Annotated in this window: 27 protein-coding genes; 15 read left to right on the top strand and 12 right to left on the bottom strand. The window is 70.6% G+C overall.

Translation table 11 applies throughout. The annotated features are described in order from the left end of the window. Window positions 1-18 precede the first annotated feature (18 nt). Window positions 19-879, top strand: a complete 861-nt coding sequence (locus tag GON04_RS04775) for an alpha/beta hydrolase (protein WP_157396811.1) — start codon at window positions 19-21, stop codon at window positions 877-879. A 480-nt stretch (window positions 880-1,359) separates the two neighbouring features. Here GON04_RS04775 and GON04_RS04770 read toward each other — a convergent pair whose 3' ends face one another. Beyond that, window positions 1,360-2,337 (bottom strand): GMP reductase, encoded by a 978-nt coding sequence (locus GON04_RS04770; protein WP_157396810.1) that lies wholly within the window; start codon window positions 2,335-2,337, stop codon window positions 1,360-1,362. A 108-nt stretch (window positions 2,338-2,445) separates the two neighbouring features. Continuing rightward, the gene (locus GON04_RS04765) at window positions 2,446-3,132 is read right to left on the bottom strand and encodes a hypothetical protein (protein WP_232532938.1); all 687 of its coding nucleotides are present in this window, start codon (window positions 3,130-3,132) and stop codon (window positions 2,446-2,448) included. A 30-nt stretch (window positions 3,133-3,162) separates the two neighbouring features. On the opposite strand from GON04_RS04765, the gene GON04_RS04760 reads away from it, so the two are divergent. The 4 genes from GON04_RS04760 to GON04_RS04745 all read left to right on the top strand — a co-directional run bounded on the left by GON04_RS04760 (window position 3,163) and on the right by GON04_RS04745 (window position 8,040). Next, window positions 3,163-5,571, top strand: a complete 2,409-nt coding sequence (locus GON04_RS04760; RefSeq protein ID WP_157396809.1) for a UvrD-helicase domain-containing protein — start codon at window positions 3,163-3,165, stop codon at window positions 5,569-5,571. Window positions 5,572-5,664: 93 nt separating this feature from the next. Continuing rightward, complete coding sequence (locus GON04_RS04755; RefSeq protein ID WP_157396808.1) at window positions 5,665-6,144, top strand: tetratricopeptide repeat protein; 480 nt, start codon at window positions 5,665-5,667, stop codon at window positions 6,142-6,144. 73 nt (window positions 6,145-6,217) lie between these two features. Further along, a complete protein-coding gene (locus tag GON04_RS04750) occupies window positions 6,218-7,543 on the top strand; it encodes an aromatic ring-hydroxylating dioxygenase subunit alpha (protein ID WP_157396807.1) in 1,326 nt (441 codons plus the stop codon). Further along, the gene (locus GON04_RS04745; protein ID WP_157396806.1) at window positions 7,540-8,040 is read left to right on the top strand and encodes an aromatic-ring-hydroxylating dioxygenase subunit beta; all 501 of its coding nucleotides are present in this window, start codon (window positions 7,540-7,542) and stop codon (window positions 8,038-8,040) included. The genes GON04_RS04750 and GON04_RS04745 overlap by 4 nt, the downstream gene beginning before the upstream one ends. A 309-nt stretch (window positions 8,041-8,349) precedes the next feature. Here GON04_RS04745 and GON04_RS04740 read toward each other — a convergent pair whose 3' ends face one another. From GON04_RS04740 to tsaE, 3 genes are all read right to left on the bottom strand, one after another. Then, complete coding sequence (locus tag GON04_RS04740; RefSeq protein WP_157396805.1) at window positions 8,350-8,565, bottom strand: glycine zipper 2TM domain-containing protein; 216 nt, start codon at window positions 8,563-8,565, stop codon at window positions 8,350-8,352. 188 nt (window positions 8,566-8,753) lie between these two features. Then, window positions 8,754-10,088, bottom strand: coding sequence for an N-acetylmuramoyl-L-alanine amidase (locus GON04_RS04735; RefSeq protein ID WP_181653890.1), 1,335 nt, complete (start codon window positions 10,086-10,088; stop codon window positions 8,754-8,756). Then, window positions 10,085-10,528 (bottom strand): tRNA (adenosine(37)-N6)-threonylcarbamoyltransferase complex ATPase subunit type 1 TsaE, encoded by a 444-nt coding sequence (gene tsaE, locus GON04_RS04730; RefSeq protein ID WP_338050891.1) that lies wholly within the window; start codon window positions 10,526-10,528, stop codon window positions 10,085-10,087. Before tsaE ends, GON04_RS04735 begins: the two co-directional genes overlap by 4 nt. A gap of 102 nt (window positions 10,529-10,630) precedes the next feature. On the opposite strand from tsaE, the gene queG reads away from it, so the two are divergent. Next, complete coding sequence (queG, locus tag GON04_RS04725) at window positions 10,631-11,755, top strand: tRNA epoxyqueuosine(34) reductase QueG (RefSeq protein ID WP_157396804.1); 1,125 nt, start codon at window positions 10,631-10,633, stop codon at window positions 11,753-11,755. On the opposite strand, the gene GON04_RS04720 is transcribed toward queG, so the two are convergent. After that, the gene (locus GON04_RS04720) at window positions 11,699-12,604 is read right to left on the bottom strand and encodes an AEC family transporter (RefSeq protein WP_338050890.1); all 906 of its coding nucleotides are present in this window, start codon (window positions 12,602-12,604) and stop codon (window positions 11,699-11,701) included. The two genes, queG and GON04_RS04720, sit on opposite strands and share 57 nt — an antisense overlap. Before the next feature lie 121 nt (window positions 12,605-12,725). On the opposite strand from GON04_RS04720, the gene GON04_RS04715 reads away from it, so the two are divergent. The 7 genes from GON04_RS04715 to GON04_RS04685 are packed head-to-tail and all read left to right on the top strand — an operon-like array spanning window position 12,726 to window position 19,555. Further along, complete coding sequence (locus GON04_RS04715) at window positions 12,726-13,697, top strand: tripartite tricarboxylate transporter substrate binding protein BugE (protein WP_157396802.1); 972 nt, start codon at window positions 12,726-12,728, stop codon at window positions 13,695-13,697. 51 nt (window positions 13,698-13,748) lie between these two features. Continuing rightward, window positions 13,749-14,630: a site-specific tyrosine recombinase XerD gene (gene xerD, locus GON04_RS04710; protein ID WP_157396801.1), complete on the top strand. Its 882-nt coding sequence runs from the start codon at window positions 13,749-13,751 to the stop codon at window positions 14,628-14,630. Window positions 14,631-14,663: 33 nt separating this feature from the next. Continuing rightward, entirely contained in the window at window positions 14,664-15,623 is a 960-nt protein-coding gene (locus tag GON04_RS04705; protein WP_181653889.1) for a tripartite tricarboxylate transporter substrate-binding protein, read from the top strand. A gap of 4 nt (window positions 15,624-15,627) precedes the next feature. Beyond that, window positions 15,628-16,611 (top strand): Bug family tripartite tricarboxylate transporter substrate binding protein, encoded by a 984-nt coding sequence (locus GON04_RS04700; protein ID WP_157396800.1) that lies wholly within the window; start codon window positions 15,628-15,630, stop codon window positions 16,609-16,611. An 11-nt stretch (window positions 16,612-16,622) separates the two neighbouring features. Further along, window positions 16,623-17,591: a threo-3-hydroxy-L-aspartate ammonia-lyase gene (locus GON04_RS04695; protein WP_157396799.1), complete on the top strand. Its 969-nt coding sequence runs from the start codon at window positions 16,623-16,625 to the stop codon at window positions 17,589-17,591. A gap of 57 nt (window positions 17,592-17,648) precedes the next feature. Further along, on the top strand, window positions 17,649-18,839 hold the full coding sequence (locus GON04_RS04690; RefSeq protein ID WP_157396798.1) for an MFS transporter: 1,191 nt from the start codon (window positions 17,649-17,651) through the stop codon (window positions 18,837-18,839). Next, window positions 18,836-19,555, top strand: a complete 720-nt coding sequence (locus GON04_RS04685; RefSeq protein WP_157396797.1) for a trypsin-like peptidase domain-containing protein — start codon at window positions 18,836-18,838, stop codon at window positions 19,553-19,555. Before GON04_RS04690 ends, GON04_RS04685 begins: the two co-directional genes overlap by 4 nt. 8 nt (window positions 19,556-19,563) lie before the next feature. On the opposite strand, the gene GON04_RS04680 is transcribed toward GON04_RS04685, so the two are convergent. Further along, window positions 19,564-20,355 carry a ferritin-like domain-containing protein gene (locus tag GON04_RS04680; RefSeq protein ID WP_157396796.1) on the bottom strand — a complete coding sequence of 264 codons (792 nt, stop codon included), beginning with the start codon at window positions 20,353-20,355 and terminating at the stop codon, window positions 19,564-19,566. Window positions 20,356-20,532: 177 nt separating this feature from the next. On the opposite strand from GON04_RS04680, the gene GON04_RS04675 reads away from it, so the two are divergent. Beyond that, complete coding sequence (locus GON04_RS04675; protein ID WP_157396795.1) at window positions 20,533-21,057, top strand: gamma carbonic anhydrase family protein; 525 nt, start codon at window positions 20,533-20,535, stop codon at window positions 21,055-21,057. 35 nt (window positions 21,058-21,092) lie between these two features. After that, on the top strand, window positions 21,093-22,070 hold the full coding sequence (gene hslO, locus GON04_RS04670) for an Hsp33 family molecular chaperone HslO (protein ID WP_157396794.1): 978 nt from the start codon (window positions 21,093-21,095) through the stop codon (window positions 22,068-22,070). A 1-nt stretch (window position 22,071) separates the two neighbouring features. Here hslO and GON04_RS04665 read toward each other — a convergent pair whose 3' ends face one another. The 5 genes from GON04_RS04665 to kdsA all read right to left on the bottom strand — a co-directional run bounded on the left by GON04_RS04665 (window position 22,072) and on the right by kdsA (window position 25,528). Next, on the bottom strand, window positions 22,072-22,698 hold the full coding sequence (locus GON04_RS04665) for an AAA family ATPase (protein WP_181653888.1): 627 nt from the start codon (window positions 22,696-22,698) through the stop codon (window positions 22,072-22,074). Then, window positions 22,695-22,976: a septum formation initiator family protein gene (locus GON04_RS04660; protein ID WP_157396793.1), complete on the bottom strand. Its 282-nt coding sequence runs from the start codon at window positions 22,974-22,976 to the stop codon at window positions 22,695-22,697. Before GON04_RS04660 ends, GON04_RS04665 begins: the two co-directional genes overlap by 4 nt. 13 nt (window positions 22,977-22,989) lie before the next feature. Beyond that, the gene (gene eno / locus GON04_RS04655; RefSeq protein ID WP_157396792.1) at window positions 22,990-24,273 is read right to left on the bottom strand and encodes a phosphopyruvate hydratase; all 1,284 of its coding nucleotides are present in this window, start codon (window positions 24,271-24,273) and stop codon (window positions 22,990-22,992) included. A 76-nt stretch (window positions 24,274-24,349) separates the two neighbouring features. Next, the gene (locus tag GON04_RS04650) at window positions 24,350-24,658 is read right to left on the bottom strand and encodes a DUF1330 domain-containing protein (protein WP_157396791.1); all 309 of its coding nucleotides are present in this window, start codon (window positions 24,656-24,658) and stop codon (window positions 24,350-24,352) included. 12 nt (window positions 24,659-24,670) lie between these two features. After that, window positions 24,671-25,528, bottom strand: a complete 858-nt coding sequence (gene kdsA / locus GON04_RS04645; protein ID WP_157396790.1) for a 3-deoxy-8-phosphooctulonate synthase — start codon at window positions 25,526-25,528, stop codon at window positions 24,671-24,673. Between the last annotated feature and the right edge of the window lies 1 nt (window position 25,529).

Genomic DNA, 25,529 nt, shown 5'->3' with positions numbered 1-25,529 from the left:
ACCCGGAGGAGAGTGAAGATGGCTGGTTTCGATGGCGAGTGGCTCGACCGCATGTACAACAACCGGGCCCTCGTGCCCGAGCACCCGCGGCATTTCCAGCGCTGGGCGCAGGACTCGGCGCAGGCGCGGGACGAGTTGCCCTGCGAGCTCGACCTGCTCTACGGCCGCGGCCCCGGGGAGACGCTCGACGTGTTTCCGGCCCCGGGCGGCAAGGGCGGGGCGCCGGTGGTGTTCTTCATCCATGGCGGCTACTGGCGCTCGCTGGACAAGCGCGAGCACGCGTTCGTCGCGCCGACGTTCGTCCAGCGCGGCGCCTGCGTGGTGCTGCCGAATTACGCGCTGTGCCCGGCGGTGACGATTCCGCAGATCACGGTGCAGATGGTGCGGGCCCTGGCCTGGACCGTGCGCAACGTGGCGCAGTGGGGCGGCGACCCCTCGCGCATCACCGTCATCGGCCATTCGGCCGGCGGGCACCTGGCCGCCATGCTGCTGGCGTGCCTGTGGCAGCAATACGACCCGGCCCTGCCGACCGACGCCGTGACGCGCGCGCTGTCGATCTCGGGCCTGTACGACCTGGAGCCGCTGATGCACACCCCGTCGCTGCAGGCCGACCTGCGCCTGTCGCCGCAGCAGGTACAGCAGGCCAGCCCGGCGCGCCTGCCGCCGCCCGAACGCGGTGCCCTGCACACGGTGGTCGGCGCCGACGAGAGCCCTGAGTTCCTGCGCCACAACGCCCAGATCCGCGAGGCCTGGGGCGACAAGCGCGTGCCGGTCTGCGAGACCCTGCCGGGCCGCAACCACTTCAGCGTGCTGGAGGCGCTGGTGGAGCCCGGGCACCGGCTGAACCAGCTGGCGCTGGATCTGGTGGCTGGCACGTAGCGCGGGCGCCAGCGACAGGGGATGGATGCCGGGTCAAGCCCGGCATGACGACCCGGGGACGAAGCGCGGCGCGATGACGTTCGGGATGCGCGGCATGGCGTCCCTCGGGCGCGACCCCGGCATGCGCGGTTTCCCGCCATTGCGGGCTCGACCCGCAATCCATCTCCCGATCGCGGTTCAGGCGTGGCCTGGTTCAGGAGATGGATGCCGGGTCAAGCCCGGCATGACGGTGATGTGGAGGCGCGGCTGGCTGGAGATCAATGCGGGTCCAGCCCGGTGTGACGACCAGGTGAATTCAGCGGCGCAGGCCGCAAGCGCGCCCCATGCAACCTGGCGCGGCCACCGCGCCTTCAAGCTCCGCGCCCTCTCCCCCCCGGGGGAGAGGGATGGGTGAAGGGGTTCGCTGCCTGGATCCCCATCCCCGTTCCGGGGAGAGGGTTGGGGTGAGGGGGTTCCCTGCCTGGGTCTTTCCCCCCGGGTCTACATCAGGAGATGCTCTCCCGCGTTATCCCCACCCAGAATGACGTAGTTCACTTTCCTGATATCCATCAACTTCTTGCCGCCGGAGTAGCTGATCGAGCTCTGCACGTCTTCCTGCATCTCGCGCAGCGTGGCTTCCAGCTTGCCCTTCACCGGCTCGAGGATGCGCTTGCCCTCGACGTGCTTGTACTCGCCCTTGTTGAAGTCGGACGCGCTGCCGTAGTACTCCTTGAACAGGCGGCCGTCGACTTCGACGGTCTGGCCGGGCGACTCCTCGTGGCCGGCCAGCATGGAGCCGATCATCACCATGGTGGCGCCGAAGCGCACGCTCTTGGCGATGTCGCCGTGCTCGCGGATGCCGCCGTCGGCGATGATGGGCTTGGTGGCCACGCGGGCACACCACTTGAGCGCCGACAGCTGCCAGCCGCCGGTGCCGAAGCCGGTCTTCATGCGGGTGATGCACACCTTGCCCGGGCCGATGCCGACCTTGGTGGCGTCGGCGCCCCAGTTCTCCAGGTCGATGATGGCCTCGGGCGTGCCGACGTTGCCGGCGATGATGAAGGTCGACGGCAGCTTCGCCTTCAGGTGCGTGATCATGTTCTTCACGCTGTCGGCATGGCCGTGCGCGATGTCGATGGTCACGTACTCGGGCACCAGGCCCAGCCGCGCCAGTTCGTCCACCGTGTCGTAGTCGGGCTTCTTCACGCCCAGCGAGATCGACGCGTAGGCGCCGGCCGCGTGCATCTGGCGCACGAAGGCCACGTTGTCGAGGTCGAACCGGTGCATGACGTAGAAGTAGCCGTTCTTCGCCAGCCAGAGGCAGATCGCCTCGTTGACGACGGTCTTCATGTTCGCGGGAACGACCGGGATGCGGAAGCTGCGGCCGCCCAGCTCGACGCTGGCGTCGCATTCGGACCGGCTGTCCACGCGGCACTTGCGCGGGAGCAGCAGGACGTTGTCGTAGTCGAAGATTTCCATGCCAAGCCTCTCGAGGAGTCAGATCGTTGAAGAACGAATGAGCGCTTGGTCTGGGGCCCGGTCCAAAAAAAAACCGGGTCCCAAAATGCTTGGGCCCGGTGCGCAATTCTAGCGTCGACCGTCTCCGCCGGCACATACGGATTCCGAGATGGCCCTGATCACGCCGCGTGCATCTTCCAGCCATCCCACCACCCGCAGCCGGTCGAGGTGTGCGCCCTCCGGGATGTTCATCGGCCGCGATTCCAGGCGGCGGCCACCGGTGCCGGCCGGCCAGGACACCTGCAGGACGTTGCGCACGAGGTTGCGCGCCACCGGCGTGCCTTCGGTGCCCGCCGGCAGGCTCTCCACCAGCGCCAGCCAGCCGGTCCATGGCCCGGGGCCGCCGGCCTTCAGTTCGATGGAGGCGCCGATGTAGCCGTTGAAGGGCAGGCCGTGCGCCACCCGCAGCGCCGCGCTGCGGCCCTGGCGCCGGCCGCGGGCCGTGTCCACCGGCAGCGGCCGGCCGCGTCCCAGCGCCTCCAGCCGGGCCTGCGCCTCGCTGCGGGCGGCGGCGGCCAGCGGTGCGTCCTCGCCCTTGGCGCCGGGCACGATCCAGTCGAGCGCCAGTTCGCCCAGACGGGCCCGCGCGGCGTCGGGAGCGGCCCAGCAGGTGTCGCAGTCGGCCGTGATGAAGCGTTCGAGCAGCGCGGCCGGGGCGGGCCGGCCATCGCTGGAGCAGGACGATTGCGCGCGAACGGCCGAGCCGGCCGCCACCAGCAGCACGAACAGGGCGACGGGACGGGCGAAGGTGGGCATGGGGGCGGCAGCGGCTTCCTACAATGCCGCATGTTCCCAGAAGTCGACGCCTCCCCGCTGCTGCAGCACCTCAACCCCGAGCAGCGGGCCGCCGTCACGCTCCCCAACGAGCACGCGCTCATCCTGGCCGGTGCCGGGTCGGGCAAGACCCGCGTGCTGACCACCCGCATCGCCTGGCTGATGACCACGGGCCAGGTGTCGCCGGGCGGCGTGATGGCGGTCACCTTCACCAACAAGGCCGCCAAGGAGATGATGACCCGGCTGGGCACCATGCTGCCGGTGAACGTGCGCGGCATGTGGATCGGCACCTTCCACGGCCTGTGCAACCGCTTCCTGCGCGCCCACTACAAGCTGGCCAACCTGCCGCAGAGCTTCCAGATCCTGGACACGCAGGACCAGCTGTCGGCCATCAAGCGGCTGATGAAGCAGTTCAACATCGACGAGGAGCGCTTTCCGGCCAAGGAAACCCAGTGGTTCATCGCCGGCTGCAAGGAGGACGGGCTGCGGCCGCAGGCGGTCACCGCGCGCAACGAGGAGGACCGCCGGAAGGTCGAGATCTACCAGCTGTACGAGGAGCAGTGCCAGCGCGAGGGCGTGGTCGACTTCGGCGAGCTGATGCTGCGCAGCTACGAGCTGCTGCGCGACAACGACCCGATCCGCCAGCACTACCAGCGGCGCTTCCGCCACATCCTGATCGACGAGTTCCAGGACACCAACCGGCTGCAGTACGCGTGGATCAAGATCTTCGCAGTCAACCCGGACGGCAGCCCCGGCGCCGGCAATTCGGTGTTCGCCGTCGGCGACGACGACCAGAGCATCTACGCCTTCCGCGGCGCCCGGGTGGGCAACATGGCCGACTTCGTGCGCGAGTTCGACGTGCGGCACCAGATCAAGCTGGAGCAGAACTACCGCAGCTACAGCAACATCCTCGATTCCGCCAACGCCCTGATCAGCCACAACAAGGGCCGGCTGGGCAAGAACCTGCGCACCGACCAGGGCCCCGGCGAGCCGGTGCGCGTGTACGAGTCGCCCACCGACCTGGCCGAGGCGCAGTGGCTGGTCGAGGAGATGCGCCACCTGGTGCGCGACCAGGGGACCGAACCGGGCCTGCGGCGCAGCGAGATCGCGGTGCTGTACCGCAGCAACGCGCAGAGCCGGGTGATCGAGACGGCGCTGTTCAACGCCGGCGTGCCCTACCGCGTGTACGGCGGCCTGCGCTTCTTCGAGCGTGCCGAGATCAAGCACGCGCTGGCCTACCTGCGGCTGCTGGAGAACCCGAACGACGACACCAGCTTCCTGCGGGTGGTCAACTTCCCCCCGCGCGGCATCGGTGCGCGCAGCATCGAGCAGCTGCAGGATGCGGCCCGCGCGGCCGGTTGCTCGCTGCACGACGCTGTCAGCGCCACCACCGGCAAGGCCGGCGCCAACCTGGGCGCGTTCGTGGCCAGGATCGACGTGCTGCGCGAGCAGACGCTGAACCTCAGCCTGCGCGAGATCATCGAGCTGGTGCTGCAGCATTCGGGCCTGGTCGAGCACTACCGGTCGGAGCGCGAAGGCGCCGAGCGCATCGAGAACCTGGAGGAACTGGCCAGCGCCGCCGAGAGCTTCGTCATGCAGGAGGGCTTCGGCCGCGACGCGGTGGCCCTGCCGGTCGACGAGCTGTCGCAGAGCCCCGCCAGCCAGGGCCTGGACCCCAACCAGCCGCTGCTCAACGAGCCCGCGCCCGACTATGTGGCGCCCGACGCGGAAACCGGCGAGACGCTGTCGCCGCTGGCCGCCTTCCTCACCCATGCCGCGCTGGAGTCGGGCGACAACCAGGCCCAGGCCGGCCAGGACGCGGTGCAGCTGATGACCGTGCACTCGGCCAAGGGGCTGGAGTTCGATGCCGTGTTCGTCACCGGCCTGGAGGAGGGGCTGTTCCCCAGCGAGCGCTCCATGTCCGACCACGAGGGGCTGGAGGAGGAGCGGCGGCTGATGTACGTGGCCATCACCCGGGCCCGCAAGCGCCTGTACCTGAGCTATTCGCAGACGCGCCTGCTGCACGGGCAGACCCGCTACAACGTGCGCAGCCGCTTCTTCGACGAGTTGCCGGAAGGCGCGCTCAAGTGGCTGACGCCGAAGAACCAGAACTTCGGCGGATCGGCCTTCGGCTTCGGCACCGGCTACGCCAGCACGCGCGCCGGCAGCGGTGGCGGCTCGTGGAGCCGCGACAGCCGTGACAACCGCGACACCTTCGCCAGCCCGCCGGTCCCGGTGCAGAAGGCGGCACCGTCGCACGGCCTCAAGTCGGGCATGCAGGTGTTCCACACCAAGTTCGGCGAAGGCACGGTGCTGTCCATCGAAGGGCAGGGCGACGATGCCCGCGCGCAGGTGAAGTTCGGCCGCCATGGCGTCAAGTGGCTGGCGCTGGCGGTGGCCAAACTAACGCCGGTGCCCTGACGCGACGGCGCCCCTCCACGGTCGGGTTGGCCGGCCATTGACCCCCGGCGGAGCTGGCGGGACACTGGCCGTCTTCATCCCTGGAGGTGTTCCATGCGCATCCTTCGCCTCGTCCTGTCCTTCCTGCTCCTGGCGGCGGCCAGCCTCACGGCATCGGCGGCCGGCGGCGGTGGCGGCTCCGACCTCGCGGTCGGTCCTTCCACGGCCCAGCGCCTGGCCACGGCCCAGAAGGCCATCGACGCCCAGGACTGGTCGGCCGCCCAGCGCGAACTGACCACGCTGCTGCGGGAGGAGCCGCGCAACCCCGACGCCCACACCCTGATGGGCTACACCATGCGCAAGCGGCCCAATCCCGACCTGGCCAAGGCGTTCCAGCATTACGAGCGGGCCATCGCCCTGGACCCCAAGCACAAGGGCGCGCATGAATACATCGGCGAGGCGTACCTGATGGAGAAGAAGCCGGCCGAGGCCGAGAAGCACCTGGTGCGCCTCGAGCAGATCTGCGGCGGCACGGCCTGCGAGCAGTACCAGGACCTGGCCAAGTCGATCGCCGAATACAAGGCGAAGAACTGACCCGCGCCGGCCCGGCGGCCGGCGCGAGGACCGATCGGTACACTGATCGGTCCTCGCGCAGGAGGCCGACCGCATGAACGCTCCCGACCCCGTCTCGCGCTGGAGCCAGCAGGGCTCCAGCCGGGTGCCTTTCTGGGCCTACACCGACCCCCAGCTGTACCAGCGCGAGCTCGAGCGGATCTTCTACGGCCCGCACTGGTCCTATGTCGGCCTGGAGGTCGAGGTCCCCAAGGTGGGCGACTACCGGCTCAGCTCGGTGGGCGAGCGCCAGGTCATCCTGGTGCGCGACCGCGTGGCGCCGAAGGACCGCGGCACCGACCATGGCATCCGGGTGGTGGAAAACCGCTGCGCGCACCGCGGCGTGCGCTTCTGCCAGCAGCCGCACGGCAATGCCCGCAGCTTCGTCTGCCCGTACCACCAGTGGACCTACAAGCTCAATGGCGAGCTGGCGGGCCTGCCGTTCAAGGACGGCGTCAAGGCGGTGGGCCCCGACGGCGCGGAGTGCGTGCAGGGCGGCATGCCGCCCGACTTCGACGTGCAGGCCCACGGCCTGACCCGGCTGCGGGTGGAGGTGCTGCACGGGCTGGTGTTCGCCACCTTCAGCGAGGCGGCGCCGCCGCTGCGCGACTACCTCGGCCCGGCCATCCTGCCGTGGCTCGATCGCATCTTCCTGGGCCGCCAGCTCACCCTGCTGGGCTACAACCGGCAGCGCATCCCGGGCAACTGGAAGCTGATGATGGAGAACATCAAGGACCCGTACCACCCGGGCCTGCTGCACACCTGGTTCGTCACCTTCGGCCTGTGGCGCGCCGACCAGAAGAGCCGGATGGTGATGGACGAGCACGGCCGGCACGCCGTCATGGTCTCGCGCCGCAACGACGGCGGCGAGAACCGTACCGTGACCGAGGGCGTCACCTCGTTCAAGGCCGGCATGACGCTGCACGATGCGCGGTTGCTCGACGTGGTGCCCGAACCGTGGTGGAAGATCGACGACCCCGCCAACCCGGGCACCGACATCATGCCCACGGTGACCATGATCACGCTGTTCCCCAGCCTGATCGTGCAGCAGCAGGTCAACTCGCTGTCCACGCGCCACATCGTGCCGCGCGGCGAAGGCGGCTTCGACTTCGTGTGGACGCACTTCGGCTTTGCCGACGACAGCCCCGAGATGGCGCGGCGCCGCCTGCGCCAGGCCAACCTGTTCGGGCCCGCGGGCTTCGTGAGCGCCGACGACGGCGAGGTGATCGAGTTCAGCCAGGACGGCTTTCGCCAGTGGGGCGAGGACGGCAGCACGCTGTGCGAGCTGGGTGGCACCGGCACCGGCGGCAGCGAGCACATGGTCACCGAGACGCTGATCCGCAGCATGTACGCCTACTGGCGCCAGGTGATGGGGCAATGAGCGCGCCGGCGCTGGAGAGGCTGCTGCTGCAGCTGGAGGTGGACCAGTTCAATGCCGCCTATGCGGCGGCGCTGGACGAGAAGCGGTTCGACGACTGGCCCGGGTTCTTCCTCGAGGACGGCCGCTACACCGTGCAGGCGCGCGAGAACTTCGACCGCGGCCTGCCGCTGGCGCTGATCGCGCTGGAGAGCCGGGGGATGATGAAGGACCGGGTCTACGGGGTCACGCAGACCATCTACCACCGGCCGTACTACACGCGGCACGTGGTGGGCCCGGCACAGGTGCTGGCCGCGCAGGACGGTGATCCGGGGGGCCTGGTTCGGGCCCAGGCGCACTACGCGGTCTTTCGCACCCGGCCGGGCGATGCGAGCGAGGTCTACAACGTGGGCCGCTACATCGACGAGATGGAGCGCACGCCCGACGGCCTGCGATTGCGCAGCAGGCTCTGCGTGTACGACAGCGAGATGGTGCTCAACTCGCTGATCTATCCGATCTGAAGCAGGGTCGTCATGCGGGCGAGGCCGCACCTGAACCACGATCGGCGGTGGATTGCGGGTCAAGCCCGCAATGACGGGAATAGCGATGTCGGGCTCGGCCCTCGAGTCACGGAATAGCCATGTCGGGCTCATCTCTCGAGTGACGGAATAGCGTATGTCGGCTCATCTCTCGAGTCGTCATGCCGGGCTAGACCCGGCATCCATCTCCCGTCGCAGGGATCGGCAAAGGCCGTATTCAGGGTGAGCGTGGATCCCGGCCTGCGCCGGGATGACGTGCACGCGGCCCGCTGCCGCGGGCCGCTGTGCACGTCACTTCCGGTTCGGGTCGGTGGCGCGGTTGCCGATGTAGGCACCGGCGGCGGCGCCGCCCAGCGTGCCGATCGGGCCACCGCCCACGGCATTGCCCACCACGCCGCCGACGGCGGCGCCACCCACGGTGCCGGCGGTCTGACGGTCCATCGAGCCGCAGCCGGTCAGGGTGATCATCGAGGCGGCGGCCAGGGCCGCGAACAGTTTGGTTGTCATCTCATTCACCTTCAGGTTGGAATGCGACCGCGAAAGGCGCGGTCTGCCTGTGGTTTGATTCTGGAAAGCAGCCCGTCAGGAACCTGTAGGAGGCACCAGACAGGGGCTGTCGGTACCCCCCGCCGCGCCGTGCCAGCGGGCAGGGCGAGTGCTTGACAGCACCCGCTGCCTGGACGGTGCCCCGATCCCTAGAGCGGCCGGTTGCGCGCCAGTGGCGGATTGGCGGCGAAGTAGCGGCTGATGCCGCGCATCAGGGCGTCGGCCAGCTCGTCCTGGTAGGCGTCGCTGCGCAGCTTGGCCTCTTCCTCGGGGTTGCTGATGAAGGCGGTCTCGACCAGCACGCTGGGGATGTCGGGTGCCTTCAGCACCGCGAAGCCGGCCTGTTCGACGTTGCGCTTGTGGAGCCGGCCCACGTTGCCGATCTCGCCCAGCAGCACGCCGGCCAGCTTCAGGCTGTCGCGGATCTGGGCCGCGGTGCTCATGTCGAGCAGGGCGCGGGCCACGTGCGCGTCGGGCGCGCGCACGTTGAGCCCGCCGACGGAATCGGCCTTGTTCTCCTTGTCGGCCATCCACTTGGCGGCGGCGCTGGATGCCGCACCATGGCTGAGGGCGAACACGCTGGCACCGCGCGCCGTCGGCGTGATGAAGGCATCGGCATGGATGCTGACGAACAGGTCGGCCTGCACGCGGCGCGCCTTCTGCACCCGCACGCCCAGTGGGACGAAGAAATCGGCGTCGCGGGTGAGGAAGGCGCGCATCGGGTTGCCGTTGATCGTGGTGGCGTTGATGCGCGCGCGCAGGCGGTGCGCGACCTGCAGCACGATGTCCTTCTCGCGCGTGCCGCCGGGGCCGACGGCGCCGGGATCCTCGCCGCCGTGGCCGGGGTCCAGCGCGATGATGATCAGCCGGTCGGTGCGCGGCTCGCCCGCGATCGCGGCCGTGGCCGGCGCGGGGGGCGGGCGCGCGGCATCGGGGCCGCGCGAAGGCGCGGCGCCGGTCCCCTGTTGCCGGGCGATCAGCTCGCCCAGCGGGTCGGCCGGGGCCGGCGGCGCGGTGCCCGCCTGGACATCCCGCAGGCGCTCGGCGATCAGCGCCTCCAGCGGATCGATCGCCTGCATGGGGTGGAAGTCCAGCACCAGGCGGTGCTGGTAGGCGGCCACCGGCGGCAGCGTGAACACCTGGGGCAGGGCGGGCTGCTTGAGGTCGATCACCAGCCGCACCGTGCCCGGCGTGTTCTGGCCGACGCGGATGCCGGCGATGTAGGGATCATCGGCCTGCACCTTGGCCACCAGCTCGCGCAGCGCCGGGTTGAGCTCGATGCCGTCGATGTCGACCGCCAGCCGGGGCGGGTTGGGCACCAGCACCTGGCGCGAGGCCAGCTGGCCGTCGGATTCGATGGTGACCCGGGTGTAGTCGGGCGCCGGCCACAGGCGCACCGCGACGATGGTGGCGCCCCGTGCGATCTGCGCCGTGCCGAGCAGCAGCACCAGGCTGCCGCCTTGCAGCAGCGGGCGTCGCCTCACGCGAGCAGCTCCCGGCCGAGGGCGGTGCCGGCCTCGATACGCACCTGCCGGCTGCCGTCCGCCTGCAGGGCGATGTGCAGGTCGAGGTCGGCCGGCGGCAGCAGGCCGGCCGCCTTCTCGGGCCACTCGGCCAGCTTGAGCCCGGGGCCGTCGAAGACGTCGCGAAAGCCCGCATCCTCCCACTCGCGCGGGTCGTTGAAGCGGTAGAAGTCGAAGTGCCAGGCCGGGAAGGCGGCGGTCTCGTGCGGCTCGACCACCGCATAGGTGGGACTCTTGATGCGGCCGGCCACGCCCAGCGCCCGCAGCAGGTGCCGCACGAAGGTGGTCTTGCCTGCGCCCAGGTCGCCGTGCAGCGCGAGGAACGCGTGCCCGATCCGGGGGTGCGCCGCCAGCCGGCGGGCGCAGGCGTCGGTGTCCGTCTCGCTCAGCCAGGCCTGCACCAGCCGGGCCTGCGGCGTCGGGGCCTCGGCCCCGGAGGCATGCAGGGCCGACGACGCGGGGTCGGCGACCTCTGCAGGGCCGGTTCCTACAATCGACGGGTGATGTGGCGGGGTGCTCAGATCGACGGTCCTTCGCTGGTGGCTGCCATCGGGGAATGGGGCCGCGAGCTCGGATTCTCCCAAATCGGCGTGTCCGGCGTGGACCTGGCGGACGCCGAGGAGGGCCTTCTGCAGTGGCTGGCCAACGGATTTCACGGCGACATGGGCTACATGGCCGCCCACGGCGTGAAACGCGCGAGGCCGGCGGAACTGGTGCCCGGGACCCTCTCGGTGCTCACGGCCCGGATGGACTACCTGCCCACGGCCACCGCGCCGGGCTGGCAGGCGGTCGAATGGGACCGCCTCGCGCGCCCCGGCGAAGCGGTGGTGTCCCTGTACGCCCGCGGCCGCGACTACCACAAGGTGATGCGCAACCGGCTGCAGAAGCTGGCCGAGCGCATCGCGGCGGAGGTCGGTCCGTTCGGCCACCGGGCCTTCACCGACTCGGCGCCCGTGCTCGAGGCCGAACTGGCGGCGCGCAGCGGCCAGGGCTGGCGCGGCAAGCACACCCTGGTGCTGCGGCGCGACGCCGGCTCGATGTTCTTCCTGGGCGAGATCTACGTCGACCTGGCGCTGCCGCCCACCGAGCCGGCCAGCGCGCACTGCGGCACCTGCAGCGCCTGCATCGACGCCTGCCCCACCGGCGCCATCGTCGGCCCCTACCGGCTGGATGCCCGCCGCTGCATCTCCTACCTCACCATCGAGCACGCCGGCGCGATCCCGGTCGACCTGCGCCCGGCGATCGGCAACCGCATCTACGGCTGCGACGACTGCCAGCTGGCCTGTCCCTGGAACAAGTACGCCCAGCGCAGCCCGCTGCCCGACTTCGACGAACGGGCCGGCCTGGCCGGGGCTCCCCTGGCCGGCCTGCTGCGCTGGACGGAGGCCGACTTCCTGCGCCGTACCGAGGGCAGCGCCATCCGCCGCATCGGCCACGAGCGCTGGCTGCGCAACGTGGCGGTGGCGGCCGGCAACGCGCTGCGGGTGCGCCCGGACGCTGACCTGCGCCGTGCGGTGGAGGCGCTGCTGGCGCATCCCAGCGAGCTGGTGCGCGAGCACGCCGGCTGGGCGCTAGCGCAGGACGCCCAGCGCGAAGCTCAGGCTGGCGATGCCGAGCACGGTCGATAGCGTCACCAGCCCGGCGACGTAGCCGCCGTTGTAGCCCATGCGCGAGGTGAGCACGTAGCAGCTCGCGGCCGTGGGCATGGCCGAGAAGATCAGCAGCACCGACGCCTGGGCCGGCTCCAGCCGCAGCAGCCGCACCAGCGACCAGGCCACCAGCGGGTTGGCCGCATGCCGGATCGCCAGCAGCGACACGGTGAGCAGCTTCGAGCGGGCCAGGCTGCCCAGCCGCATGCCGGCGCCCGCGGCCATCAACCCCAGCGGGATGGAGCTGCCGCCGATGCGCGCCACCGTCGGCTCCAGCCAGCCGGGCACGGCCAGGCCGGCCAGGTTGGCCGTCAGGCCCACCGCGGTGGCGATGATCAGCGGGTTGCGCACCAGCGCCGCCAGGAAGCCTGTCTGGGCGTGGCGCGCCATCGGCCACACGGCGGCGACGTTGAACAGGGGAACGCAGACGCCGATCAGCACCGCGATCAGCTGCACGCCGGCGGCGCCGGCCAGCCGCTCGGACAGCGCCAGCGCGATGTAGGAGTTGAAGCGGAACGCCACCTGGGCGGCGCCCGCGTGCTCGCGCGGGTCGATGCGGCCGCGCAGGCCCGGCAGGTACGGCAGCAGGTAGGCCAGGCCGATGCCGGCCATCCCCAGCAGCAGGCCGGCGGCCATCATGGACGAGGCTTCCCCCAGGTCCAGCGGGCTGCGCACGATGGACTGGAACAGCAGAACCGGAAACAGGAAGTAGTACACCAGGCTGTCCACCTTCTCCCAGACCGAGCGGTCGAGGGCGGTGTAGCGGCACAGCAGGAAGCCGCAGGCGATCAGCGAAAAATCGGGGAACAGCAGGCGGGCGAACTCCACCTGCCGAGTATCGCGCCGGCGGTGTCCGGGTTGACCCTGATGGCTTCCCACAGCTGCCTGCAAGCCTGGCCCCTGTAGCATTGCCCGGTTCAGACAAGCACACCGAACAAGGAGTCAATCCATGCAACGCCGTCACTGGCTCGCCATCGCGAGCGCGACCCTGGCCGCTGCCGCGGCCCCCGCACTGGCCCAGGGGTATCCCAACAAGGTCGTCAAGCTCGTGGTCCCGTTCGCACCCGGCGGCACGACCGACATCGTGGCCCGCGTCATCTCCGAGCCGCTCGGCAAGGCGCTGGGCCAGAGCGTGATCGTGGAGAACAAGGCCGGCGGTGGCGGCGTCATCGGCGCCACCCAGACCGCCCGCGCCACGCCGGACGGCTACGAACTGGGCGTCGCCACCGTGTCGACCACCGCGGCCAACCCGGCGATCAACCCCAAGATCCCGTACAACCCGGTCACCGACTTCACGCCCATCGTGAACATTGCCGCGACGCCCAACGTGATCGCGGTGCACCCCAGCTTCCCGGCCAAGGACTACAAGGGCTTCGTCGCCGAGCTGAAGAAGAACCCTGGCAAGTACTCGTACTCGTCGTCGGGCACCGGCGGCATCGGCCACCTGCAGATGGAGCTGTACAAGAGCCTGTCGGGCACCTTCGTCACCCACATCCCGTACCGCGGCGCCGGCCCGGCCCTGAACGACACCGTGGCCGGCCAGGTGCCGATGATCTTCGACAACCTGCCCTCGGCGCTGCCCTTCATCAAGGAGAACCGGCTGGTGCCCATCGTGGTCGCCGCGCCGCAGCGCCTGAAGGAACTGCCCAACGTGCCGACCTTCAAGGAAGTGGGGCTGGAGCCGGTCAACCGGATGGCCTACTACGGCATCTACGGTCCCAAGGGCCTGCCCAAGGAGGTGGTCGACAAGATCCACGACGGCGTGGTCAAGGCGCTGCAGGATCCCGCCGTGCGCCGCCGCATCGAGGACACCGGCTCCCTGGTCGTGGCCAACAAGCCGGACGAATTCGCTGCCCAGATCAAGGCCGAATACGACGTCTACAAGAAGGTCGTCGACTCGGCCCGCCTGAAGCTCGACTGAGCCCGGGTGGCCGGCGTCGCAGCTGCCCGGAACAAGCCGCCTGCGGGCGGCTTGTTTCCTTCCATCGACGACTTCATCGACGCGCTCTGGCTCGAGGAGGGCCTGGCGGGCAACACGCTGGCGGCCTACCGGCGCGACCTCACGCTCTACGCCCGCTGGCAGCGCGAACGCGGGCGCGCGCTCGAGGCGACCGCCGAGGCCGACCTGCACGCCTACTTCGCCGACCGCCACGCCGGCAGCAAGGCGAGCACGGCCAACCGGCGGCTCACCGTGTTCAAGCGCTACTTCCGCTGGGCGCTGCGCGAGCGGCTGGTCACGGCCGACCCGACGCTGCGGCTGCAGCCGGCCAAGCAGCCGCTGCGCGTGCCCAAGACCCTGAGCGAGGCGCAGGTCGAGGCCCTGCTGGCCGCGCCCGACGTCGACCAGCCGCTCGGCCTGCGTGACCGCACGATGCTGGAGCTGATGTACGCCAGCGGGTTGCGGGTGAGCGAGCTGGTGACGCTGCGCATGCACAACCTCAGCCTGGCCGACAACGTGGTGCGCGTCCTGGGCAAGGGCGGCAAGGAGAGGCTGGTGCCGTTCGGGCAGGTGGCACGCGACTGGATCACCCGCTACCTGGCCGAGGCGCGCGGCGCCATCCTGGGCGGCCAGCAGACCGACGACGTGTTCGTCACCGCCCGCGGCGCCGGCATGACGCGCGCCATGTTCTGGGTGGTGGTGAAGAAGCAGGCGCATGCCGCCGGCATCACCGTGCCGCTGTCGCCGCACACCCTGCGCCATGCCTTCGCCACCCACCTGCTCAACCACGGCGCCGACCTGCGCGCGGTGCAGATGCTGCTGGGGCATGCCGACATCTCCACCACCACCATCTACACCCACGTGGCGCGCGAGCGGCTCAAGCAGCTGCACGCGCACCACCATCCGCGCGGCTGATAAAGTTCCCGCTCCCCCCGAAGAGAGACACCCGTGAAGCGATTCGTCGCCGGCCTCGCGCTGGCAGCCCTCGCCGGCCTGGCCTGCGCCCAGGGCTATCCCGGCAAACCGATCCGCCTGATCGTCGGCTACCCGCCCGGCGGCGGCATCGACTTCGCCGCCCGCACCGTGCAGGTCCCGCTGCAGGAAGCCCTGCGCCAGCAGATCGTGGTCGACTACAAGCCGGGTGCCGGCGGCATGCTGGCCGCCGCCGAACTCACGCGGGCCGCGCCGGACGGCTACACGCTGCTGCTGGCCAACACCGGTCCGTTCGCCATCGCGCCCTACCTGCAGGCCAAGCAGCCTTACGACCCGGTCCGGCAGTTCACCTACATCGGCCAGATCAGCCAGGGCAGCTACGTCGCCGTCACGCGCCCCGACCATCCGGCCCGCGACCTCAAGGAGTGGGTGGCCTGGGCCAAGGGCAATGCCGGCAAGGTGAACTTCGCCTCCGGCGGCGCCGGGACGTCGACCCACCTGAACGGGGAGCTGATGAACCAGGCGACCGGCCTGGACGTCACCCACGTGCCGTACAAGGGCAGTGCGCCGGCCGTGCAGGACCTGATCGGCGGCCAGACGCAGCTGCTGATCGACGCCGGCACCGTCCTGCTGCCGCAGATCAAGGGCGGCAAGCTCAAGGCGCTGGCGGTCACCGGACCGGCGCGCGATCCGCAACTGCCCGACGTCCCCACGGTGCGCGAACTCGGCCTCGGCGCGATGGAGTCGGTCGGCTTCCAGGGGCTGGTGGGCCCCGCCGGCCTGCCGCGCGACGTGGTCGACCGGCTGGCCACCGAACTGGCCAGGGTGCTGGCCCAGCCCGACGTGCGCGCCAAGTTCGCCGCCGCCGGTGCCGAGGTGCACCCCGCCGGCCCCGCCGAGTTCGCCGGCTTCGTCCGGGCCGAGAACGAGAAGTGGGCCAAGCTCATTCGCGAGCGCAAGCTGCAACTGGATTGACCGCATGACCGACGTTTCCCGCCGCCACGCCGTGCAGGCAACCCTCGCCGGCCTGGCTTCCCTGGCCCTGCCGCTGCAAGCCCAGACCACTTGGCCCGGCAAACCCATCCGCCTGGTCGTGGCCTATCCCGCCGGCGGTGTCAGCGACACCGTGGCGCGCGCGCTCGCCGACCGGCTCGGGCCGGCCCTGGGCCAGCCCGTGGTGGTGGAGAACAAGGCGGGCGCCAGCGGCAGCATCGGGCTCGATGCGGTGGCCAAGTCGGCGCCCGACGGCCACGTCATCGGCTTCTCGGCGGTCAGCCCGCTCACGCTGAACCCGCACCTGGGCAAGTCGCCGTTCGACCCGCAACGCGACCTGCGGCCGGTGGTGAGCGTGATGGACTCGCCGGTGCTGCTGCTGGCCACCAGCGCGACCCAGGCGCGCGACCTGCGCGAGCTGCTCGCCGCCTCGAAGGCCAGGCCGGGCAGCGTGCGCTGGGCGACCTCGGGGCCGGCCTCGCTCGGCCACGTGATGCTGGAGCAGCTCAAGGCCGCGGCCAGGGTGGACATCACGCACGTGCCCTACAAGGGCGGCGGCCAGCAGATCACCGATGCCCTGTCGGGGCAGTTCGAGGTGCTGTCGGTCAACGCCGGCCCGGCCATCACGCAGCACGTGAAGGCCGGCAAGCTGCGGCTGCTGGCGGTCGGCGCGCCGGCGCGGCTGGAGAGCTTTCCCGATGCCCCGACGCTGGCCGAACTGGGCTACCCGGCGGCCAACCTCGATTCGCGCTTTGGCCTGTTCGCGCCGGCCGCCGTGCCGGCGGCGGTCGTCGAGCGACTGAATGCCGAGGTGAACAAGGCCCTGGCGGCACCGGACCTGCGGGCCCGGCTGGTGGCCAGCGACAACGTGCCGACCGGCGGCAGCGCCGCGGAGTTCGCGCGCCAGATCGCGCAGGAGTCCGAGAGCAACGCGCGCATCATCCAGGCGGCCGGCATCAAGGCCGAGTGAGGAGGAGTTCCATGCTGCAGTTCGATGCCATCGAAGCCGCCGCCGCCCGCCTGAAGGGCGCGGCCCACCGCACGCCCGTGCTCACCTCGCGCACGCTCGACGGCCTGCTCGGGGCGCAGGCGTTCCTGAAGGCCGAGAACCTGCAGCGCATGGGCGCCTTCAAGTTCCGCGGCGGCTACAACGCGGTCAACTCCCTGACCGACGCCGAGCGGGCACGCGGCGTGGTCGCGTTCTCCTCCGGCAACCATGCGCAGGCGGTGGCGCTGGCGGCCCAGCTGCACGGCTGCCGCGCCACCATCGTCATGCCGCACGACGCGCCGGCGCTCAAGCTGGCCGCCACGCGCGGCTACGGTGCCGAAGTGGTGATCTACGACCGCTACAAGGAAGACCGGGCCGCCATCGCCGCGCGCCTGGTCGACGAGCAGGGCGCCAACCTCATCCCGCCGTTCGACGACCTGCGGGTCATGGCCGGGCAGGGCACGGCGGCGCTCGAACTGGTGCAGGACGTGGGCACGCTCGACGCGCTCATCGTCTGTGCCGGTGGCGGCGGCTTCCTCTCCGGCTGCGCCGTGGCGGCGCGCCACCTGTTGCCCGGCATCCGGCTGTTCGGCGCCGAGCCCGAGCGGGGCGACGACATGCGACAGTCGCTGCGCGCCGGGCGCATCGTGTCGATCGACGTCCCGCGCACCATCTGCGACGGCCAGCAGACCCAGGCGGTCGGCCAGCACACCTTCGCCGTCATCCGCGAGCTGGTCGAGGACGTGCTCACGGTGCCCGACCCGGTCGTCGTCGAGGCGATGCGTTTCGCATTCGAGCGGATGAAGGTCGTGCTGGAGCCGTCGGGCGCCTGTGCGCTGGCGGCCCTGATGCACCACCGCGAGCGCTTCCGCGGCCTGCGTGTCGGCGTCACCCTGTCGGGCGGCAACGTCGGCACCGACCGTTTCATTGCGCTGCTGACCGGCGCCGAGCGCGTGGACTGAGTGGGCGTCGCGCCGTCCGTGCCAGCGCCAGCTCCAGCCACCCGCAGCGCGTGGGTGATGTTGCTGGCCCTGATCGGCGGCTTCGCGCTCAGCCAGGCCTTCCGCACCGTGGCCGCCATCCTGGCGCCGCCGCTGCAGCAGGAATTCGGCTTCACCCCGCGCGAGCTGGGCCTGTTCGCGGGCGCCTTCCACCTGGCCTTCGGCGCGTTGCAGCTGGTGATGGGCATGGGCATCGATGTCTGGGGACCGCGCCGCACCGTGCTGGCCGCGTTCCCGCTGGCCGCGGTCGGGGCGCTGCTGGCTGCCACGGCGCATGACTATGGGCAACTGCTGCTGGCGCAGGTCGTCATCGGCATCGGCTGCGCGCCGGCCTTCCTGGCCTGCACCGTGTTCATCGCCCGGCGCTTCCCGGCCGACCGCTTCGCGGCGGTGTCCGGCGCCGCCATGGGCCTGGGATCGGCCGGCCTGCTGCTCACCGGCACGCCGCTGGCCTGGGTGGTCGAGCAGGTGTCGTGGCGCGCCGGCTTCCTGGTGCTGGCGGGCGGCGCCGCACTGGCCTGGCTGGCGATCCTGCTGGTGGTGCGCGAGGCACCGGCGCCCGGGCCGGCGGCGGCCCGGCCCGGCGTGCTGGGCGCGCTGCGCGGCTACGGGGCCCTGTTCTCGCTGCGCCACACCTGGGGCATCGTGGTGCTGGCCAGCTTCACCTACGCTTCGTTCCTGTCCCTGCGCGGCCTGTGGCTGGGGCCGCTGCTGGTCGACCGGCACGGCTTCACGCTGCTGCAGGCCGGCAACGTGGCCCTGGCCGTGTCGGTCGTCGGCATGCTCGGGCCGCCGCTGTTCGGCCGGCTCGATCCCGGTGACCGGACCCGCCGCCGCTGGATCACCGGCTTCACCCTGCTGGTCGCCGTCCTCTATGGCGTGATCGCCGCCAGCCGCAGCGCGGCCGTGGACGTGGCGCTGAGCCTCGCGATGAGCCTGGTGTCGGGCTACATCGTGCTGCAGTATTCGGACGTGCGTTCAGCCTATCCTGCCGCCATGACCGGACGCGCCATGGCGGTGTTCACCATGGCCATGTTTTTGGGCGTGGGGCTGGTGCAGTGGCTGACCGGGCTGGTCGCCACCGCGGCGCCGGGCCTGGGCCTGGACCGCTATGCGGCCGTGATGGCGGCGATCGCAGGCCTGCTGGCGCTCGCCGCCCTGGCCTTCGTGCTGCTACCCGCTCCCACCCCGAGGACCCTGCACCCATGATCGAACCCCTTCTGCTGGCCGTCGTCCGGGTCTCGACCTTCGTCGGCGGGTTTGCGCTGACGGCGGCCACCGGCTTCTTCTTCGAGCGTGCCGACCGGCTGTTCCTGGTGACGGGCCGGCATGTGTTCGCGGACGAGCCGAGCGGCCACCATCCCGACCGGCTGGAGCTCAGGCTGCACACCGACGCGGTCGACCTCACGCGCACGGCCGTCCTGTCGCTGCCGCTGTACCGGAACGGCATGAGCCTGTGGCGGCAGGCCCGGGACTCGGGCGGGGAGGTCGACGTCGGCGTGCTGGAACTCGATCGTGCCACGCTGCCCCTGGGCACCGTGCTGCGCTCGTTCACGCCGGCCCACCTGCAGGACGAACTGGAGGCGATCGGCCTGGGCGCGCCGCTGCTGATCGTCGGCTACCCGCTGGGCTTCTTCGACACCGTGCACAACCTGGCGGTGGCGCGCGAGGCCGTCGTCGCCTCCGCGTTCGGGGTGCGCTTCCAGGGCCAGGGTTACTTCCTCACCGATGCGCGCATGCACCGCGGGGCGAGCGGCGCGCCGGTGGCGTTGCGCGATCCGGACGGCGATCCGGCCCTGCCCTGGAAGCTGCTGGGCATCCATTCGGCCCGCCTCGACATGCGCACCCGGGAGCAGGGCGTCGACGACACGCTGGGCCTGAACTGCGCCTGGTACGCCGACATCCTGCGCACGCTCACCGCCTGAGGCCTGCCCTAGGCCTGCAGCCAGGCCAGTTCGTCGTCGGAGAAGCCGGCGCGCGAGCGGGCCTCCAGGTTGAACGGCGGGTGCAGGCGCGGCGCCTTGTAGCGCTCCACCAGCACGGGATAGTGCGCTACCGGATCGACACCGTCGCGCTCGCACAGCCAGCGGTACCAATGGTTGCCGATCGCCACGTGGCCGACCTCGTCGCGCAGGATCACGTCCAGGATCTCGACCGCGCGGACGGCGGCCGGCGAGCCGACGGCACGCAGCTTGTCCTGGATCTGCGGCGTGGCGTCCAGACCGCGCGCCTCCAGCGTGCGCGGCACCAGCGCCATGCGCGCCACGACATCGCCGGCGGTCTTCTCGCACATCGACCACAGGTTGTCGTGCGCCGGGAAGTCGCCGTAGCCGTGGCCGAGCGCTGCCAGGTGGTCGCGCAACAGGGTGAAGTGGAACGCCTCTTCCGCGGCCACGCGCAGCCACTGCTCGTGGAAGGCGCGCGGCATGCCGTCGAAGCGCCAGGCGGCGTCCAGCGCCAGGTTGATCGCGTTGAACTCGATGTGCGCGATGGCGTGCAGCAGGGCCGCCAGGCCTTCCGGCTTGAACGGCGAGCGGCGCGGCACCCGTGCCGGATGCACGAGCGCCGGCCGGGCGGGGCGGCCGGGGATCGGCAGGACGGGGGGCGGCGCGGCCGCGGCGATCGGCAGGCCCGCGGCTTGCGGGCGCAGCGCGAGTGCCGCGACGACCTTGGCGGCCGGATCGGCCAGGCACAAGGCGTCCAGCGCCAGCTGGCGGAGCTCCATCCGCCGCATTGTAGGAAGCGGCGGGGCAGTTCCGGCCGCGAACCGCCCGCCGGCCCGCCCGGTGCCTGCCGAGCGTCCTGCCGATGCCCTGTCGACCTGCTGGCCGGACAGCAGGTGTGCAGCAGCGCACACCGGACGCCCTCCCTACAATGCCTTTTTTCTTTGCGCAGGAACGAGATGGCGATCTACGAACTCGATGGCAAGACACCCCGGCTCGGCCGCGGCGCCTGGGTGGCCGAGACGGCCACGGTGATCGGCGATGTGGAGCTGGGCGACGACGCCAGCGTGTGGTTCGGCGCCGTGATCCGCGGCGACAGCGAGCACATCACGGTGGGCGCCCGCACCAACATCCAGGACGGCTCGGTGCTGCACGCCGATCCCGGCAAGCCGCTGGTCATCGGGGCCGGCGTCACCGTGGGCCACCAGGTGATGCTGCACGGCTGCAGCGTCGCCGACGGCGCCCTGATCGGCAACCAGTCCGTCATCCTGAACGGCGCGCGCATCGGCCGCAACAGCATCGTCGGTGCCGGCAGCGTGGTGACCGAGAACAAGGAATTCCCGGACAACTCGCTGATCATCGGCTCGCCGGCGCGCGTGGTGCGCACGCTGGACGACTCGGCGGCCGCCACCATGAAGCGCAACGCCGACCATTACGTGGCCAACGCCGCCCGCTTCGCCAAGGGCTTGAAGAAGGTCGCCTGAGCGCCATCTGGGAGAGCTTTGGGTTCCCGGTTTCCATGTCCGAGCTCCACAAGTTCCTCTTCGATGGCCTGCCCGTGCGCGGCGCACTGGTGCGCCTGGACGACGCCTGGACCGAGATCCTGGCGCGGCGCCATGCCAACAGCGGCACCGGCGCCTGGCCTCCGCCGGTGGCGGAGCTGCTGGGCGAGATGGCCGCGGCCGGCGTGCTGATGCAATCCAACATCAAGTTCAACGGCGCCCTGGTGCTGCAGGTCTTCGGCGACGGCCCGGTGAAGGTGGCGGTGGTCGAGGTGCAGCACGACCTGGCGCTGCGCGCCACGGCCAAGGTGGTGGGCAACGTCGCCGTCTCCGACCGGCTGCCCGACCTGGTGAACGTGCACAACCACGGCCGCTGCGCCATCACGCTCGACCCGCGCGACAAGTTTCCCGGCCAGCAGCCCTACCAGGGCGTGGTGCCGCTGCACGGCGACCGCCGCGAAAAGCTCGACAAGCTGTCGGACGTGCTGCAGCACTACATGCTGCAGTCCGAGCAGCTCGACACCACGCTGGTGCTGGCGGCCGACGGCAAGGTGGCGGCCGGCCTGCTGATCCAGCGCCTGCCGCTGGAAGGCGAGGGCAACCTGCAGGGCTCGATGGTCTCCAGGGCCAACGAGGACGAGATCGGCCTGAACGAGCACTACAACCGCATCGCCATCCTGGCCGCCAGCCTCAAGCGCGAGGAGCTGCTGGAACTGGACGCCGACACCATCCTGCGGCGCCTGTTCTGGGAGGAGAAGGTGCTGCGCTTTCCGCCCCAGCAGCCGCGCTTCGCCTGCACCTGCAGCCGCGACCGGGTGGCCTCGATGATCCGGGGCCTCGGCCAGGAGGAAGCCGACAGCATCCTGGCCGAGCAGGGGCAGATCGAGGTGGGCTGCGACTTCTGCGGCCAGCAGTACCGCTTCGACGCGGTGGATGCCGCGCAGCTGTTCACCTCGCCCGGCGACCAGCCGCCCGTGACGACCTCGGTGCAGTGAGTCAGGCGGCCGGGCGCAGCCCGGTGAACAGCCGGTGCTCGCATTCGGGGTCGCTGCAGCGGTCGCACGCCCATTGCCAGCGGCGTTCACGCTCGGGCAGCGCGGGCCTGCGGTCCAGCAGCTCGAGCACCGGCGCCAGCGCATGGCGCAGCCGCTCCTCGCCGCGGCCGTAGACCACCCGGTAGCCGATGCCGGCCCCGGACAGGGTCGCGCGGACCAGGGCGTCCACCGACTCGCGATCGCGGGGACTGCGCCGCGGGCTGTCCGGCGCCCATGGCAGGTCGAGGCCGGCGACCAGGGTGAGGTCGTAGCTGCGCTGGCGCCCGATCGCGAAGCGGTACAGCTCGCTGTCCTGGTCGAATGCGGCGCCGTGGATCGCCACCATGAGCGCCGTGGTGTCGGCGATGACGATGCCGGCCCCTGCCGCGGCATCGACCTGCCGCTCCTGCTCGCGTGCGATGAGAAGCGGGTCCTCGGGCCGGGCCGCGCGGCCCTGGCGTGCGGACCAGTCTCGCAGCAACTCGGGCACCAGCGTGACCCGCTGGCCCTGTGCGCGCAAGGCCTGGGCCAGGGAGGCGCCGAGGGTCGTCTTGCCGGTGCCCTCGGCCCCGAGCAGGGCGATCCTCACTTGGGCGCGACGATGTTCACGTAGATCTCGTTGGGCTTGACCATGCCCAACTCGAGGCGCGCCTTCTCCTCGACCATTTCCAGGCCTTCCTTGAGGTCGCGCACCTCGGCGGCCAGCCGGTCGTTGGCCTGCTGGGCCTGGGCGTTGGCCGCCTTCTGCTGCTCCAGCTTGCGCTGCATCTCGCCCACGCTGCCCACGCTGCCGCGTCCCACCCACAGCTGCGCGTGGACCACCGCGAGCAGGCCCAGGAGCATGACGGGGACGAGGCGCGAGCCCATGGGCAGGTGCCTGCTAGCGCAGGTTGTAGAAGGCCGAGCGACCCGGGTACTGCGCGATGTCGCCGAGGTCTTCCTCGATGCGCAGCAGCTGGTTGTACTTGGCCATGCGGTCCGAGCGCGACAGCGAGCCGGTCTTGATCTGGCCGGCGTTGGTGCCCACCGCGATGTCGGCGATGGTGCTGTCCTCGGTCTCGCCCGAGCGGTGGCTGATGACGGCCGTGTAGTTGGCGCGCTTGGCCATCTCGATCGCGGCGAAGGTCTCGGTCAGGGTGCCGATCTGGTTGATCTTGATCAGGATCGAGTTGGCGATGTTCTTCTGGATGCCTTCCTGCAGGATCTTGGTGTTGGTGACGAACAGGTCGTCGCCCACCAGCTGCACGCGCTTGCCCAGGCGGTCGGTCAGGTCGCGCCAGCCGGCCCAGTCGCCTTCGGCCATGCCGTCCTCGATGCTGATGATGGGGTACTTGTCGACCCAGCCACCCAGGATCTCGCTCCAGGCGCCGGCTTCCAGCACCTGGCCCTCGGCCTCGACGTGGTACTTGCCGTCACGGAAGAACTCGCTGGCGGCGCAGTCCAGGCCCAGCGCGATCTGCTCGCCGGGCCGGTAGCCGGCGGCCTCGATGGCCTGCAGGATCATGCCGATGGCCGCTTCGTGGTTCTCGACGTTGGGGGCGAAGCCGCCCTCGTCGCCGACGGCGACGCTCATGCCCTTGTCGTTGATGATCTTCTTGAGCGCGTGGAACACCTCGGCGCCGTAGCGCACCGCCTCGCGGAAGCTCGGGGCGCCCACGGGGATGATCATCAGCTCCTGCAGGTCGAGGTTGTTGTTGGCGTGCGCGCCGCCGTTCACCACGTTCATCATCGGCACCGGCAGCATGCAGCCGTTCATGCCGCCGAAGTAGCGGTACAGCGGCAGCCCCGACTCCTCGGCGGCGGCGCGGGCCACCGCCATGGACACGGCCAGCATGGCGTTGGCGCCCAGGCGGCTCTTGTTGTCGGTGCCGTCCAGGTCGATCAGGGTCTTGTCGAGGAAGGCCTGCTCGGAGGCGTCGAGGCCGAGCACCGATTCGGAGATCTCGGTGTTGACGTGCTCGACGGCCTTGAGCACGCCCTTGCCCTGGTAGCGGGCCTTGTCGCCGTCGCGCAGTTCGATCGCCTCGCGCGAGCCGGTGGAGGCGCCGGAGGGCACGGCCGCGCGGCCCATGGTGCCCGATTCCAGCAGCACGTCGCATTCGACGGTGGGATTGCCGCGCGAGTCCAGGATCTCGCGGCCGACGATGTCAACGATGGCGCTCAAGTTCTTTCCTTCGTGAAGTGTTCAGCATTGAGCGCTGGGCGGCTGCCGTCCAACACTCAACACTCAACGCTCGACCTCAGACGGGTGCCGACACCCCTTCGACCAGCACCATGTTGAAGTACTCGGTGGCGCCGGCGCGGTAGCTGCGTGCCTGTACGTACTGCTCGGCGTCGTAGAAGGCCTTGGCCTGCTCGTAGCTGGGAAAGCGCAGCATGGCCACGCGGTGGGGCTTCCAGTCGCCTTCCAGCGTCTCGTGGCGGCCGCCGCGCACCAGGTATTCGCCGCCGTGGGCCTTGACCGCGAGCGGGGCCCGCGCCATGTATTCCTTGTAGCGCTCGGGGTCGGTGATGTTCATCTCGACCAGCATGTAGGCGGGCGTGGACATGGCGGAATCTCCTCAGGCCTGGAAGTCGTCTTCGAGGTAGCCGTTCTTCTTGGTGACCGCATCGAGCGCGACCAGCGTCTCGAGCAGCGCCCTCATGTGCTTGAGCGGCACCGCGTTGGGGCCGTCGGACAGCGCCTGGGCCGGAACCGGATGCGTCTCCATGAACAGGCCGGCGACGCCCACCGCCACCGCGGCGCGCGCCAGCACTGGCACCATCTCGCGCTGGCCGCCCGAACTGGTGCCCTGGCCACCCGGCAGCTGCACCGAGTGGGTGGCATCGAACACGACCGGCGCGCCGGTCTCGCGCATGATGGCCAGCGAGCGCATGTCGCTCACCAGGTTGTTGTAGCCGAAGCTGGCACCGCGTTCGCAGGCCAGGAAGCTGTCCTCGGGCAGGCCCTTCTCGCGCGCGGCGGCGCGGGCCTTGTCGATGACGTTCTTCATGTCGTGCGGCGCCAGGAACTGGCCCTTCTTGATGTTCACCGGCTTGCCCGACTGCGCGACGGCGCGGATGAAGTCGGTCTGGCGGCACAGGAAGGCGGGGGTCTGCAGCATGTCGACCACCTTGGCCACGGCCGGGATCTCCGCCTCGGTGTGCACGTCGGTGAGGACGGGCACCTGCAGCTCCTTCTTGACCTTGGCCAGGATTTCCAGCCCGCGCTCCATGCCCGGGCCGCGGAAGCTTGTGCCCGAGGATCGGTTGGCCTTGTCGTAGCTGCTCTTGAAGATGAACGGGATGCCCAGCTCGGAGGTGATCTCCTTGAGCGTGCCGGCGGTGTCCATCTGCAGCTGCTCGGACTCCACCACACAAGGACCGGAGATCAAGAAAAAGGGCCTGTCCAGGCCCACGTGGAAGTTGCAGACTTGCATG

Source organism: Ramlibacter pinisoli (assembly GCF_009758015.1).
Classification (GTDB): domain Bacteria; phylum Pseudomonadota; class Gammaproteobacteria; order Burkholderiales; family Burkholderiaceae_C; genus Ramlibacter; species Ramlibacter pinisoli.
The sequence above is the reverse complement of the archived record's forward strand: the minus strand, read 5'-3'. Positions and strand labels throughout refer to the sequence as shown.